General features: G+C 35.0%; 16 protein-coding genes. 1 reads left to right on the plus strand and 15 read right to left on the minus strand.

Annotation, left to right across the window (positions count from 1 at the left end; translation table 11 throughout):
- A partial coding sequence (locus tag EG2_RS16820) for an LPXTG cell wall anchor domain-containing protein (RefSeq protein ID WP_156424252.1) occupies positions 1-226 on the plus strand: 226 nt, incomplete at its 5' end.
- Positions 227-344: 118 nt separating this feature from the next.
- Here EG2_RS16820 and EG2_RS19830 read toward each other — a convergent pair.
- The 15 genes from EG2_RS19830 to EG2_RS19250 form a co-directional block, all read right to left on the minus strand.
- Positions 345-857 carry an EF0163 family protein gene (locus EG2_RS19830; RefSeq protein WP_225585929.1) on the minus strand — a complete coding sequence of 171 codons (513 nt, stop codon included), beginning with the start codon at positions 855-857 and terminating at the stop codon, positions 345-347.
- Positions 858-907: 50 nt separating this feature from the next.
- A complete protein-coding gene (locus EG2_RS16830; RefSeq protein WP_060815495.1) occupies positions 908-1,966 on the minus strand; it encodes a CHAP domain-containing protein in 1,059 nt (352 codons plus the stop codon).
- Positions 1,967-1,998: 32 nt separating this feature from the next.
- Positions 1,999-2,922: a conjugal transfer protein gene (locus EG2_RS16835; protein WP_060815485.1), complete on the minus strand. Its 924-nt coding sequence runs from the start codon at positions 2,920-2,922 to the stop codon at positions 1,999-2,001.
- Positions 2,923-2,933: 11 nt separating this feature from the next.
- On the minus strand, positions 2,934-4,955 hold the full coding sequence (locus EG2_RS16840; RefSeq protein ID WP_060815486.1) for a CD3337/EF1877 family mobilome membrane protein: 2,022 nt from the start codon (positions 4,953-4,955) through the stop codon (positions 2,934-2,936).
- Complete coding sequence (locus EG2_RS16845) at positions 4,956-7,493, minus strand: ATP-binding protein (protein ID WP_060815487.1); 2,538 nt, start codon at positions 7,491-7,493, stop codon at positions 4,956-4,958.
- On the minus strand, positions 7,468-7,875 hold the full coding sequence (locus EG2_RS16850; RefSeq protein WP_113850082.1) for a TcpE family conjugal transfer membrane protein: 408 nt from the start codon (positions 7,873-7,875) through the stop codon (positions 7,468-7,470). Before EG2_RS16850 ends, EG2_RS16845 begins: the two co-directional genes overlap by 26 nt.
- A 1-nt stretch (position 7,876) precedes the next feature.
- Positions 7,877-8,095: a hypothetical protein gene (locus EG2_RS19245; RefSeq protein ID WP_060815488.1), complete on the minus strand. Its 219-nt coding sequence runs from the start codon at positions 8,093-8,095 to the stop codon at positions 7,877-7,879.
- Between the two features lie 521 nt (positions 8,096-8,616).
- Positions 8,617-9,597, minus strand: coding sequence for an ornithine cyclodeaminase family protein (locus EG2_RS16860; protein ID WP_049219558.1), 981 nt, complete (start codon positions 9,595-9,597; stop codon positions 8,617-8,619).
- 12 nt (positions 9,598-9,609) lie between these two features.
- Positions 9,610-10,488, minus strand: coding sequence for a sulfite exporter TauE/SafE family protein (locus tag EG2_RS16865; RefSeq protein WP_060815489.1), 879 nt, complete (start codon positions 10,486-10,488; stop codon positions 9,610-9,612).
- A 15-nt stretch (positions 10,489-10,503) separates the two neighbouring features.
- Positions 10,504-11,304 carry a TrmB family transcriptional regulator gene (locus tag EG2_RS16870; protein ID WP_060815490.1) on the minus strand — a complete coding sequence of 267 codons (801 nt, stop codon included), beginning with the start codon at positions 11,302-11,304 and terminating at the stop codon, positions 10,504-10,506.
- A 1,235-nt stretch (positions 11,305-12,539) separates the two neighbouring features.
- Positions 12,540-12,785: a DUF1871 family protein gene (locus EG2_RS16875; RefSeq protein WP_060815491.1), complete on the minus strand. Its 246-nt coding sequence runs from the start codon at positions 12,783-12,785 to the stop codon at positions 12,540-12,542.
- A 7-nt stretch (positions 12,786-12,792) separates the two neighbouring features.
- Entirely contained in the window at positions 12,793-13,362 is a 570-nt protein-coding gene (locus EG2_RS19410) for a hypothetical protein (RefSeq protein ID WP_082709592.1), read from the minus strand.
- A 377-nt stretch (positions 13,363-13,739) separates the two neighbouring features.
- Positions 13,740-14,204, minus strand: a complete 465-nt coding sequence (locus EG2_RS16885) for a hypothetical protein (RefSeq protein ID WP_060815492.1) — start codon at positions 14,202-14,204, stop codon at positions 13,740-13,742.
- Between the two features lie 12 nt (positions 14,205-14,216).
- Positions 14,217-14,831, minus strand: a complete 615-nt coding sequence (locus EG2_RS19415) for a LysM peptidoglycan-binding domain-containing protein (RefSeq protein WP_060815493.1) — start codon at positions 14,829-14,831, stop codon at positions 14,217-14,219.
- A 177-nt stretch (positions 14,832-15,008) separates the two neighbouring features.
- Positions 15,009-15,246: hypothetical protein (locus tag EG2_RS19250; RefSeq protein ID WP_218002387.1), on the minus strand; the 238-nt coding region annotated here is incomplete at its 5' end.

Genomic DNA, 15,246 nt, shown 5'->3' on the forward strand with positions numbered 1-15,246 from the left:
AGTAACGCCTGAGAATCCTGAGCCTGATAAACCAGTGTCTTTAAAAAACACTAACTCTAAAATTTTAATATCAGAGAAGAATGTTTCAAATACTAATTCAAAGTCAAATAATACTCTTCCCCAAACTGGTGAAAAAGAATCATCAGGAGTTTTAGCTGGATTAGTTATTTTATTAGCTTCTATTGCAGTGGGTATTAAATTAAATTCAAAACAAAAAAATATCTAGATTAGTCCAAAAGAAAACAGAGATAGAATAAGTATTCATCCTATCTCTGTTTTCAATTTAAAATAAATAATCACTGTTCGATTTAATTACAAACAATTTCCATAATTCCTTTTTTATTTTAATATGCACTTCTTACATAATAAATCTTGATTTTATCAATCTTCTGCACTTCTTGATCCACCTTGATTTGAAGTAACACAAACCGAGTTATCTCATTTGTTGTTTCTTCTCCAAATAATAAATATTGATCCGATTGGATTACATCTTGTGTGATAGTATGAATACGGCCAATTGTTTTATATTGTACATGTGGATCGTTGTCAATCCCATTTTCTTTTATACAACGATCGGTTAAATAGTTTTTTACAGATTGATTTCGTTCGTATATATCCGTGTAATTCACCCATTTTCTTCCAAAATTCTTTAACAAATATTGGATTTCTTCAGAAATATTGCATTCTGTTTTGTCTTCCTGATTTCTTTTGCTTTCTTTACTTGAACTTTCTGCTTGTATCATCTTTTCTTTTGATATTAAGGAAACTTCTGTTTTTTCTTCAGAAAAAATCCACCCACAACTAGTAAGTCCAAACAAACAAAAACAACTTAGAAAGAAAAAATAATACTTTTTCACAATCGATCCTTCTCCCTTTTCTACTAAAAATTTTCATCGAAAGAATTCTTTTATTTCACTTTCCGAACCAGACTTCGAATTTTCGCTTGGTTATAGCTGCGTTGATACCGTGCCATAATTCGCCCCTGCTCGGCGTTCTGTTCTACGGTGGAGAAACTTTGTCCACTATTTGAGACATCTGTTATGATACCCGTGTGGCCATAGATTCCAGGAGACAATGCACCACCTGCTTGCCAATTGACCACATCTCCTGCTTGTAAGTCACTGGGCTTTGGATTCATGATCACTTGCCAACCATAGGTTGCCCAGTTATAATCTTCCCCTATTAACATCGCAAACATGTGTCCAGAACCCATTAACTGTGGGCCACCTAGTTGAGATACATACCATGCCGTACCACCATAACATTCCCCATTATTTACGGGTCGTCCAATGATCCGATCCAAAACCTTCGCATTGCCTTTACTTTTTCCTGCAATAAGCGAAGTTTTTTTGGTTGGTAGGCTATTCCAATGCTTGATCGCAAAGGCATCATATTCCGTTAAGTTATAGGACTTTATGATACTCATTGCGCCTTGATAATACGGACTGCCTTCGGTGATACCTGCCGCCGCATAACCTCCACGACCTAGAATCAATAAACAACTTCCAGGATCGTTATTGCCCACACATTGATTAAAGTTGCTTTGACTCGCCACCATAAATCCATAATAGTCATAACAAGCATTCAGGTTCGGAAACTTCATATAGAAACCACCTTCAGAGCCACCAATCCCACGTGCAGAACCTTGTGGATAGGGACAACCAGGAAACCACGTAATCCCAAAAAAGTTCGTATCGTTTCTTCCAGATTGTGACTGCCCATAAGCTGATTCATATCCTAATTGAGAAAGAATCACACTCGGTAATAACTGATACTTTACAGCTGCACCAACTGCTGCTTGGGCATGTTCATCTGTTATCGGACCACGCCCTTTGATCTCTGAAAAAATAGGTAAGGTTTCGATATATTCTCCCGTATGAGTAACACCAACTGCTGAATCCATGTGCTTCGATTCACCACTAGACATGCTAATTATCGCAAATAATAAAAACAGGCAACTCATCATACAGATGCCACTAAATAAAAAAATCTTTTTCACTAGTGAATCGCCTCAATTCGAAAGTTCCCATTCTCTAATTGTTTCATAGACATTTCATAGTACATGGTAAACCAAAGGTGCGTTTCTTGATCTTGATACAAAATATTACAATGAATCTCATATCTACCCTCTTTTTTTGCAACTTGCAAATTCGATAGTTCTTCAAAGGCTAAAGGCTGTTGAATTGGTAAAAGAGTTGTCCCATAATATTTTAATTCTTCTGCGTTTGCTTTAGGATAAATACGAAAGAAGGTATATAAGAATTTCTCTAATTCTTCCTGTTCTTTTCGAGAAATGCTCGTTGTTTCGAACCGAGTGTCTACTTTAATCGTTGCTTTTTTAACATTACTCGCTACAATAGGCAATTTCACTATGGCATATGATAATTCGTTTCGATATACCTCCACCTTATACACACGCTCTTTGAATTCTTTTTCTATCTCTAATAAGACATGAAACATAACCACAAATGTATGTTTTTTTGATTCATGTTCCTCTATTGCCCAAATCGAGACATTTTTAACTTTTACATTCGTTTCTATGTCTTTATCTATTTCATTATCCATTTGCAGCCCATCAGCTAAATAACTTTCTACTGCTTTTGATCGATTTATTTGTTGGTCGCTTTCAAGACTCACTGTAAAATACAAAAATGCAAAATTTTTCACATAACTTTCTATTCCAGTCATATCTTTTAGTTGTTTATCAATGACTTTTGTTTCATGGATTATATGCGTATCTTGAGAAGTTAAATTATTATAAACTCCAAAACAAACACTAAAAACCAAAAAGCTCCAGCCTGCAAAAAAAAGGAAGCGCCTTTTTCGCGCTCCCTTATAGCTTTCTTTTTTCTTGTCTTTCTTTCCTTTTAGTCTTGTTTCTTGTTCAGAGAGAATAGACAGTTTTTTCTTCCGAGGAAACATAGCCCTCCTCCTCATTCTTTTTTAGTTCTACCTTTTCTCGCGTTTTGACGAGAAGTCGAAGTCCAACGAACCGGAGTTTCAATCTTTCGATTCGTACTTCGTTCATGAATCGGATGTTCCTGCTTCGACAATTTCTTATTTTTAGCTACATTTGAAATGTTACTTCTTTTTTCTATCGTAGGAAATTGTTCTGTTCGACCAATCATTGCACTTTTCCGTGTTTGTAATTTACCAGAAGTCACTTGTGTTTTTCCTGTTTGATGCGCCATTGAACGCATCGCTCGTTGTTTTCTCTCTTGTTGCTCTAATTGCAATGCATCTTTTCGTGCTTCATAAAAATTCTTCTGTCGCTCATTCGCAAGGTTACGCACTCGTGTTTGTCGTTCCGACTCATTCATTCGCCCAGAGAAATAATCGTATTTCATTTTTTGTGCTTTGTATTGGGCATTGGTTGGGACATACTGAATTGTCCGCTTCCATTGTTCTGCCCTACTTTCAATAGTTGCCGGTAATTCTGTCATAGCTGAAACTTTTTTTCCTACTCGCTCTATAAGAGGTGTAGAAGCTATACTTCGTTGACCACTCATAGATTTGGAAATCATTTGGCCAGCTACACCTCCGGCAGTACCCCCAACAAAATTTTCACCAATTCCTCGTATCATTTTTTGACCCATTGTACCTAAGATCATGCCACGTAAGAAACGTCCAGTTCGATCCCCAGCTCGTGTTTGTACGCCACCAATTTTCATCCAACCTAATAATTCATTGACACGTGTCGAGACAGATAACCATAACGTCACCTGTAAGAAACTGGTCCAAATCATTCCTTTGTCCTTGGATAAGTGGTTTAACTCATGACTAATAGAAAAAGTAATGGTTAAAATGAGTAAAATGCCCATTTTTGTAAACAATAATTGAAAGACTTTCTGTAAGGCATTACCTAATAACGATCCTGAATTTGGAAATAACGAGAAAATCATCGCTACAGGTAAGAATCCTATAAATAACAAGAATAATACTTGCGACGCAATTAAGATAACGACTAGTACCAAAACACTCATACTAATGACAATGTTGACGATGAGCGTTAAAAATACCATACCAAAACGCAAATACACTTTTTGTACCGAAAGATTGCCATTTTTTTGTTTGGTTACTTCTTCTTCAACAAGCTTATTTCGCTGTTCTCCTTCATCATAAGGTGATTCTTTTAATAAATTGATTATACGTTCTTCACCAACCGTTTTTATATCACTATCCCCAAATTGCATGACTAGCCAGGGTTGCTTAATTTGAATGGCAAATAAATTCTCACGAATGGCCTTAATTGCATCTGGTTTTTCTTTTTGTTCAGGTAACAGATCTTTGGCAATGGTTAACATTTCACTATTGATTTCTTTTTGTACCCCATTGGCTTTCTCTAAATATGTGTTTGTATTCATAAAGAAAACGCCGCAACAAATAAAAGTAAACAAAAATGTCACCGCTTGTTGAATCGCTTGCGTAGGGTGTTGTTTCACTATCCCTTGATAAACTACTGAACAACCTGCTAAAGTAATTAACAATCCACCAAAGAAAGGGACTAATCCATGACTCAATGTCCCTGTACGGTTCATTCCAGCAATATTCTGAATTGTATGACTTAACGAACCAATCAACTCTGAAAGAAAATCTAATTCAAAGGCTTCTTGGACAAGAAACCCTAAAAAGTAACACAGGTAGACATTTAACATCCATAAAATATTGGTAACGGCAAATATCCCATAAATAACTGTATTAGAAATTCCTTCACCCCATTTCCACGGCAACCAATTCCACGACGTATCCACAAAAAAATCTAAATTATAATTATCTAAAGGATATGTTTCAAAATCATATACGGCATTTTTGCCGCCTAGGGTTTCTTTTATCCAACCAGCTGCTTCTACTAATGATGGGTGAAAGAAAAAAACACCCATCATTATGACTAGACTTATGAAAACCAGTTTCCGGCGAGTAATTAAAAATGAAACCTTTGAATACCACTGTTTCATCTAATTCACCTCAATTTCTTCAACCAGTTTTTCTAATATCTCGTCTTTATATTCTTCCTCTTCGTAGGTTTCTTCCATTGGCGGTCGTGTATCAAATGCATGGAATAAATCTTCAAACCAATAATACACATACAAAATGCCAATATTACCATGGATGTCACAAAACAGACATTCACCGTTTTCTAGATTTTTTACACGCTGGATATTTTCTTCTGTGACAGATATTCCACAAAAGCTTAATGCTTTGGTAATTTCTTCGCGATCATTCGAACGAAAAATGAATTTCAACCCAATTTTACTTCTCATCTTTTCATCACCTAAATCATCTGTGTTTTGTGTTGAAAAATCAATCCCTGCATTGCGAGATCTTCCTTCACGAACCAATTTATCTCCTAAAATTTTTCCTTGCGCAACATTCAACCACGCCCAACTTTCATCTAAGCCAACCGCTTTATAAATTTTTCGATTTTGTTTAATAAAATCTAGCGCATACGTAGCCAAACTCATCATAATCGCAATACTTAAAATTTCAGAAGAGTTATAGTCCTCAGGTACAGTTTCACTATCTGGTAACGTTAAATCCTGAACCAGTGCGAGATTACATTTGGCATCCAAATTTAACCCTTGTTGGTTCGTGCCATCTCCAAATAATAGGCCTGCAATAGATAGTTCTTTGAAGCTTTCAATATGCTTTGCCAGGCGTTGTGCGGTCGCTGCTTCTTGTGCATATAATTCCTGAATTACTAGAAGTAATCCTTTTGTTCCCTCAAAATCAGAAACAGTTTTAACTGCCCGTTGTAACAAAGGAAACCGGTCTTCGTCCCGAATACTTACACCCGTGATATAGGTGAGCACATCCAATGCTAAACTTTCTTGATCTTTTTTTCTTCTCATCAATTGAAATGGATCAAGTAAACCAATATTTTCTTTCTCACTGGTAATATTAACTGTTTTTAAGTAGGGGGCAAAATATGGCAAATCTTCGGACCAATTTGAACGTTCCGATTTTGGATCGATACAAAAAGCCAAGGCGCCAAACAACACCGACCAAAATAACAAGAGATTCTCAGTTAATGATTTCCCACCACCTAGCGAACCAATTAATGCTTTGGCAAGAGTATTGGTAACCGTTCCTTTTATTCCTTGTGCCGCTAACCATGGTTTAATAAACACTGGGATTCCTGTTTCTGCATTAAATCCAATCGGAATACCACAGCCATCTCCTAGTTGTTGTGTCGCACCAATGCCAAGACTAGCAATAAATTCTGCGCCTACATATTGACGATAATCCTCAATCACTCGCCTTCCTGCTGGATAACTTCCAAAATGTAAAAGCAGCTGTACATTGCACGGTACTTCTAAATACATAGAATAGACATCAAAAAAATTGCGAACATCACTCACACGTTTTAACATTTCATCATAGGTCTTCCCTGACACGCGAACGTTTAGTGATAATACATACAAATCTTCTCGCGTATCTTCTAATTTTTGTTCCAACTCATTGGCTGATTGGTAAGCTTCGCGTACATTGTTTCCTACATCTTTTCCAACCGACATACCACTTTCATAAATATCAGATAAATCACTCTTTTTGCCACGTACTTTCGCCAAGGCCAAACGATTATCTAAAAGATTCACATCTAACCAAGAATCGATTGGAAAATCCAATTCCGATTGTAAAAAATAATAAATCTCTGATTGAAATGGAAATACCAAATCACGGGTCATACGTGAAAGAGATAAATACGTGATATATTCTTTTTCTGTCCCTTGTTCTAAAATTAGATAATTTTTCTTTTCTGTGATTCCTGCACTGGCCAAATTCAATACATCATAGTGATACGTATACGTATTCGTTTCTTCTTTAAAGCTATTTGGTCGATACATCACTTCATCTAAGGATTGTTCTTTTTTTCCTTCTAAATGTTCCACTAAAAACACCATGTCTTCTGGTGTTGTTTTTCGTAACCGAAAGTATTTACTAATCCGGTTATACAATAAATTCTCCAATCGCTTATATCGTTGAATTTTTTCATTTGGGATGGTTTCAAAGTCTCCAAACAAACGGGCATTGGATCGGTGAAAAAAATCTTTTGCGGCAATACGAAATTCTTTTAACCAATGAGCTTCTTTGGGAGCAATTTCTTCTAATACCAGCTCAATCCCAACATACCAGCAAACATTTTGAATATATTTTCCATGTAGCTCTTCTAAAATGTGCTGAACACCTTCTAAATGTTGGTAGGCAATCGTTTTTAATTCCCCTTTAGAACGCACCAATTCTTTTGAGGATTTAATCGTTTTTTCAATTTTTTCTTCGTTTGTACAAAAAAAGAACCGAACATGCGAAGAATGACTTTGACGAATCAGACGCATGATTGCTTGTTGGAGTTGATACGCCTGATCTTCTCCCACGAAGCTATATGAATACATTGGGAATTCATAATAAGCGTACACACGATCTTCTTCTCCAAAAACTAAATTGTCTTCTAAATAATAAAAAGGAATCTTAGGCACTAGTTTTGGTAGTCGCATCCTTTTCACCTCCATAACGTACTACACAACGAATTCCTCGTTTGATTTCTTTTTTTTCTATTGGCTTTACCCATTGGCCATGAAAGGATTCTTTTGAACGACACTGAAATAAAAGAAAAGAAGCCAAATAATTATAAGGCTTCCTTCCTTGAAATTGTTTTCGTGTCATTAAAAAAGCAAATAACCACGGACAAAAAAATTGTCGAGTAATCGTATGTTCCATAACAAATGGAAAAATTCGAAAAATCCCCCCAAAAAAGCCAATCCCAAACCATATCGCAAATGTTTGTGTTACAGGACGAGGTAACGCGACCCCATCCCACAATTTATAAAACACTCGCTCTATATACCAAATCTTTGTCCAATTGCGTATTTCACTCATTTTATCGCCCCCATGACCGCATACGATCCAAAATCCAATTGAATACGCCAGACGTATCTCCAACTAACCAAACAGCTACTGCTAGCACAAGAATCAATGGAATGGCTTTGCTTGCTTTCCGTTCAAAAGCAATATATGCCGCACCACCAAGCATCGCCAACATAATCAAATACTTAAAATCCCCAACAAAATCGGTAAACACATTTTGAAAAAAATTCATTTGCTTTTTCCTCCCTGTTAATACTCATTGAACTAATGACAATACACAATACCACAGAGCAAAACTGATAAAAATTTCACTTGATATTCCTCATTATGCATTTTTTCTGTTCCTTGATTGCTGTTTTTTACGTAAGAAGTATAAATAATTTCTCACACGACGATACATTACTTTTACAGGAACATGCGTACAATAAATCCGGTGCTGCGTACTTTTCTTTGTTTTAGGATCAAGTTTCATAGAATAGAAATCATAAAAATACTTACCACTTTTTTTATCGTATGTTCCTTCAATCACCAGTGAAAAGCTAGGGTGGTAAATCTAACAAATACAATTGATACTTCCCTCTACTAGATAAAGGGATAAAACCAAGTACCTTTAAATGATCCGATACAGTCATAAACACGATCTATCTCCTCCCAAATAAAACAAAAAAAGGCTGTAATCGCATTTTGATTACAGTCTTTTTTGTTCTCTTTTTATAAATGTACTAATTAAAGGTTTACTTCCGGTCTTTTTATTTAATAAATCAATTTTCCCAAATTATTTTCTTTAGCTTTATTAACGATTTCTGTCGCAACTACCACATCTAATACAGCCGAACCAACTGTTTTGAAGATTGTGATTTGTTCTCCACTTGTCCGACCGATCAATTCTTCATTGATCAGTTGGCCTAGTTCCCCATGATAACTGTCTCTTTGAATATACCCATCTTGCAGCGGTGAAATGAAGTCCCCAGCTTCTTTTAGAACACCGTCCATGGTATCAAAAATAACAACATCTGCGGCTTTGATTATTTCTCGTGGAATTTCACACATTTCCGGTGTGTAAGCACCGACTCCGTTGATGTGCGCACCTTTTTTGACCCACTCAGCAGAGAATGTCGCACGTTTTGAAGTAGTCACACTTGTAATGATATCTGCTCCTTCAACGCATTCTTGACTGGTTTTTGTTGGGCGCATCGTTACAGAAAATTGTTGCATCATTTCTTCAGCAAATCGGCTGGCACGGTCAAAATCAATATCAAAAATCCGAACTTCTTCTAATTTACGAACGGTCAACATCGCTTCTAATTGCGACTGTGCTTGTCCGCCGGTTCCGATCAGTGCGCCGATTTTAGCATCTTCTCTTGCAAGAAGTTCTGTTGCTGCACCTTGAACAGCGCCGGTTCTTAATTGTGTCAAATAGGTACCATCCAAACAAGCGGATACCATACCCGTTTCTGGATCAAGGACGATCATCGTGGCTGGTACACTTGGTAAGTTTTTCTTGATGTTTTCAGGATACACGGAAACGATTTTGACACCTAACGCACCTTCGCCACCTTCTACATAAGCTGGCATATATAAGCTTTGTCCGTTGCTTTTTGGCACATCGATATTGGTGCGAAGAGGCACACTTGCCTTTCCTGCTGAATACAATGACAATGCTTTTTTGTCTGCATCGATGGCTTCTCTCATTGAGAAACTTTTGATAATATCTTCTTTTTTAAGAAATAACATTTGAATCGCTCCTTAATTAGCTGCTGAAACTTTTTTTAATTGACTGCCCAACATTGTGTATGCACTGTATAGTAAGACCAAAATTACGATCCATTTCAAGACATAGGTATCTAAAGATTTGACTAGGAATACAGCGACCAATACCCCTAATACACCGAAGGTTGAAGTGAAAAGTGTGATTTTTCTGCTGTATTTATCAAATTTAATGAATTGGACACTGCCGATCGGTACTGAGAATGTACAAGCCCCCATCATAATAGGAAAGGCTGCAACTGGATTCAAGCCTAGCAAGTAGACAGTTACCATCGTTAGCGCATAAGAACCAATGCCAATATTGTTCAATGCGCCATAGACAAAGAGTAAAAATCCTGCCAAGATTAATTTTCCGCCATACAATTCACTGGCTGTTCCGTTTGAGGGAATCCAATTCATTTGTCCCATAAAAATTAAGAATGCAGCAATGACCAATCCTATGCCGACAAATAGTTTGATCGTTTTTTCTGGTAACTTCACGACAAATCTTGGTCCTAAATATGCACCGATAATTTGGCAGATAATACAAACAGCTAGTGTCTTGACCCCTACGTTGATGGCAGTGATATAAGACAATGCCATGACGGCTACCGGTACGACACATTGGGTATTCAACGTTCCGGGTAGTTTTTTCATGCTGACCCATTTCAACTTTGGATAAAGAACGGTTCCGATAGCAAAGTCGGAAACGCCAAATGTTGAAAGAAAGAAGGTGATAAATGACGTGAAGGGCAACAGACGCATATCCCCTGGTTCTTCTTTGAAATTTTGTTTGTTTTTGAAAAGGTCTCTTAGAAAGTAAATAATAAAATATAGATTGATTGCGACAATTAGTGCCAGCAAAATATTCCGAATCATAAAAATTTCCTCCTACTAGTAAATCTTTCTGATTCCCTCAAAGTCCTCACCATATTTTGCTTTAAGTTCTTCAGAAGATTCTGCAATCACTTTTAGTGTATATGCATCATGTTTGACATATTCTTTTGCTAGATTGACCATAGCGTGGTTTTTTGTCCAAGTGACATCGGTTGATTGCAGTTCTTCGTTAATGGTGCCAAACACGACTTCTTGCTCATCGGCGACGATGTTTATCCATCTTGCCCCAAAGTCAGCGAGTTTGTCTGTTTCGAAGCCATGAATGTAATACTTTTCTAAGGGAAGATCATATTCATGGCTAGAACTGAATAAAATCAGTACAAATTTATCGACTCTTTTTTCAGCCTGCTGCAATGTCTTTAGCAGTGAATCCGTGAGGTTCTCATGCCAAACTTGGATGAGCAAACTTTCTTTTGCATTTTTCACCAAATGCTCTGCTTTATCCAGAACATACTCGACGCCATCAACTTTCCACAGCATTTCTTCTTCATCTTTTTCTTTGATCATCCCTAGATTTTGAGTAAGAAAAGAGAGATCATTTTTAACACTTTTTTCTAATTTCTCTAAAAACTCATTTGCCGAGATGGCATGATAAAGTTTAGGTTCTGATTTATTGACGACAATCAAATTCTTTTTTAATAGTTTTTCCAAAATGTTATATACTTTCGAGCGTGGCACACCTGAGACTTTACTTACTTCATATCCTGTAAGATTGCCTTTTTCCAATAGTGTGGTATACACTCTTGTTTCCATCTCTGAAAAATCATATTTTTTCATGATTTGAATAATCGTTTCCATTGATTAATCCTCACTTTATCTTTTAGTAGCTACTACGGTAACAACTATAAATCCTTTTAAATTTTATGTCAAGAGTTAGTTCAACAAAGCACATATAGGAATTAGTTTAAAAACAATGTATTTATTAAATAAAACTATTATTATATGAATATTTGTGAAGAAAATACTACAACTTAGATATTTTTTACAACGATTTATAGAAAAATAACCTCTTTAAATATAAAAAGTATGGGTTACTGATTACTTATAAATCTTTACGGTCTAGTTTCACAACAATTCCTTTCTTTCTAAAAAATATACTCACATTTTTTCTTTCTTGGACTTCTTTTTTGATTCTTCTCTTTTAACTCTTGCCCCTTTTCTCCTTCAAAATATTTAAGCTCCCTCTTTCAAAAACGTTTTTAGGTTTTGGACGATAAGGAGTGACTTTTTTTCATATAAACACCTCATTCAACTGTTCGATCCATTTTATATCATCACATTATAAAAATAACAAATATATTAAATTTTTTTATCAAAATCATCTTAACCTTTTGGAAAATTACAATACGCTTTCTTTTTATTCCCAAACTTTTTTTGTTGCTCACTTTCGTATAGCCAATCTAAGCGATCATCGACGACGGTGCTTTTACAACGAATGGTTAGTTTTGGGTGCTGACTTATCTACTGTTTTATAGTAGATTATCTTCTGAGAATTCTCATATTAACCTTTTGCATACCTCTAAAGTGGATATAAAGCTTTCAACTGTACCTCAAGAACGCCTCGAAAGCTTCAACAACTATTTCAACAATAAATTGTCTTTCTTTGATTAAAATTTATATATCATTCAAATAATTAACTATTAAAATTAAGCGATAAAAATAGAAAAAGAAACGATACAACTAAATCGTTTCTTTTTCAACTTCAGCTTATACTATTCTATACATAGATAACTTTTTATTAGCAACTTGATTAGTGAGTGTATGCTTACTATTCAAGGCTTTGCTATTCGACGCCAATCGAATAGTAAAGTACCTTACCAATATCGTTTCGATAATTTCAAATTTCCTATTCGATATTATTGTGCCATAATAAATATTCCAAAAGACTGGAAAATCCTATTAAATTTTTCTTCAATCTAACTACAGCTAGTTTTTGTTATCTACTGGTCACTTAATAATTTAGTTCGAGCTTACTAATCAAGACTTTATCACTTAATCACCAGTCTTGTGGTAAAGTATCTTTTTTATTTTATCTATTCTATATTTAACAATTTTTCAGCTATATCAGACTCATTATCTCTAAAAAACATATCTTCTCCAAATGATTCTACAAAAATCATCTTTAATGTATTAGCTAATTTTTCCTCATTTATTGATGATTTATCTTTTAAAATATTAACAATTTTTTTAATTTCTTGACTATATTCATCTTTAGGAGCCAATGGAAATAAATCAATTGGATCCCACTCATTAATTATCTTCTCAACTTTATCATACATGATTTTCCTACTTTCCAAATAATTTTTCGATTATATCAATCATTTCTTTATCAAAATCATTTTTCCCCCATGCTGTAACCAATTTTCCTTGTTTATTCAAAATTGCAACTCCTTCTTCAGTAATAAAAGCAAATTTTTCTCCATTATTTTGAGACAGTACTTTTCCATCCTTTATAAAATCTTCAACTTGCTGTTTACTTAATCCTCTTTGTTCTAACCTCTCTAATCCATGTATCGAATGTTTTGACCAATCCACTTTTATATTTGGATGCTCCACGTAAATTCCCGTTTTCCCGAAATCTTCACCATATTTAACAATTTCAGCCCCACTAGCTTTCTCAACCAATACTTCTGATTCAGTCTTAGGAACGGTTGTGACCACAGGGTGGTCTTCTACTTTTGGTGTGGTTGTAATCGCTGGTTTGTCGTCCACTTTTGGTGTGGTAGTCACTTCAGGTTTTGATTCCACTTTTGGTGTCGTCGTGATCGCTGGTTTTGCTGGTGTAGAAACAATTGTTTGGATCGTTAAGACTTGACCCGGATGGATCGTATAATTTTTGATCTTGTTCCATTTCACTAGATCATCCATGCTCACGCCGTATCAACATGAATCCACTATTAAAATAATTTTAGAATAACCACCATGAAAAATGTGGATAAATTAAAAAATCAAGGAGCATAGGAGCGGAACAAAAGAAAAAAATCGATAAGAATGAGACAAGTATTCCTAAAATGTTTCTTGTTTTAAACATTCCATTTGTCGATAAAATTTCTTATCATCCATCATCTCCATCTTTTCTCACTCCTTCTCTTTTAAATCACTTCTTTTTTCAACTTCAGCTCTTATACTCTATACTATAGATAGTTTTTTATTAGCAACTTGATTAGTGAGCTTGTATCTTACTATTCAAGGCTTTATCACTTGATTTCCACTCTAGTGATAGAGTGCCTTTGTTATTCTAATTCCTCATTACTATTATTATCTATGCGAAATAATTGCATGTCATCATCATCTACAGGATCATAACCAAATAATATCGAACTATAGTTAATATTATTCTTTATCATAGATAATTTTTGAAATAACATATTAGCTTTTTCATCATCAGACATATTAGCTTTCTCCCAGTCATTTTCTGAAAAAGTAAATGTTATATCACCATATATTTCGTCAAAAGATATTATTATAACAGATTTATTTATTACAATTCCTAGATCAATATCTCTAATCAGTATATTACATGTACCTTTATTCTTGAAATACTCAGAAAAGCTAATTATATCTCTGTATTCTTTATCTTCATTATCAATAAAAAAATGTGAACTTTCTATATTTTCTGGTTTAAACTTAAATTCATTAAGTATTTTCTCTATATCATTCACTTTTATATTTTCAAAAATTAATTCTAAATTTTCCATATAAAATTTCACCTACCTTATTTGATCAATAAATCCTTTAAAAGAACCATCCATATTCAAACGGATTCCACGTCCATCTTGTAACTGTTTTTCTAAAAATGATACACCATTTTTAGTTTTGACAACTTTAAAATCTCCAGGTGCATTCAAAATTTCTTCTAAATGCCTCATAGCAGTTTTATTTATTTCTTGTGCATTCCCTTTTATTTTCCCCCATATATCCGGATTTCTGCCTGCATGCTTCTGTAAAGCATGCCCTACTACAGTTTCTCCACCTTTTTTGGGTAAAGTTGCACTCTCTTTTAATTTTGAAACATCTACCTTAGGAACATCAGCCCCACTGGCTTTCTCAACCAATACTTCTGATTCAGTCTTAGGAACGGTTGTGACCACCGGTTGTTCTTTTACTTTCGGTATTGTTGTAATTACTGGTTTCTCGTCCACTTTTGGTGTGGTAGTCACTCCAGGTTTTGATTCCACTTTTGGTGTCGTCGTGATCGCAGGTTTTGCTGGTGTAGAAACAATTGTTTGAATCGTTAAGACTTGACCCGGATGGATCGTGTAATTTTTGATCTTGTTCCATTTCACTAGATCATCCATACTCACGCCGTATCGATTGGCGATCAACCAAACAGAATCCCCTGCTTTTACGGTATAGCTGGTTCCGCTTTTTCCTACAGGAGTTGAACTTTTGTCGCTGTTTTCCTAATGAAATAAGTTGCTTGATCGTCAATTTTTAACCTGGATAGATCGTATTGTTTTTGCTCTTATTCCACTGCACAAATTTTGAGGATGTTTATTTAGTTATTTAGTTTCCCAAAAAAATTTAATATCTTCACGATTTATCTTTTCAACTTCAATAGATTTACAAATGATTTTCATTGTCATAATTGTCAGATCTATAGTAAATTCTACAAAATCTTCATTCTCTGAATTTATATTCATAAAGATTTCTTGTCCATAGTAGCCAGAAGAAGGTTTCACATCCCTAACTTTATAATCTCCTCTCCAATTAGCATCTGTTTCATAATCAACTTTATAG

This window comes from Enterococcus gallinarum NBRC 100675, from assembly GCF_001544275.1.
In the GTDB taxonomy this organism is placed as follows: domain Bacteria; phylum Bacillota; class Bacilli; order Lactobacillales; family Enterococcaceae; genus Enterococcus_D; species Enterococcus_D gallinarum.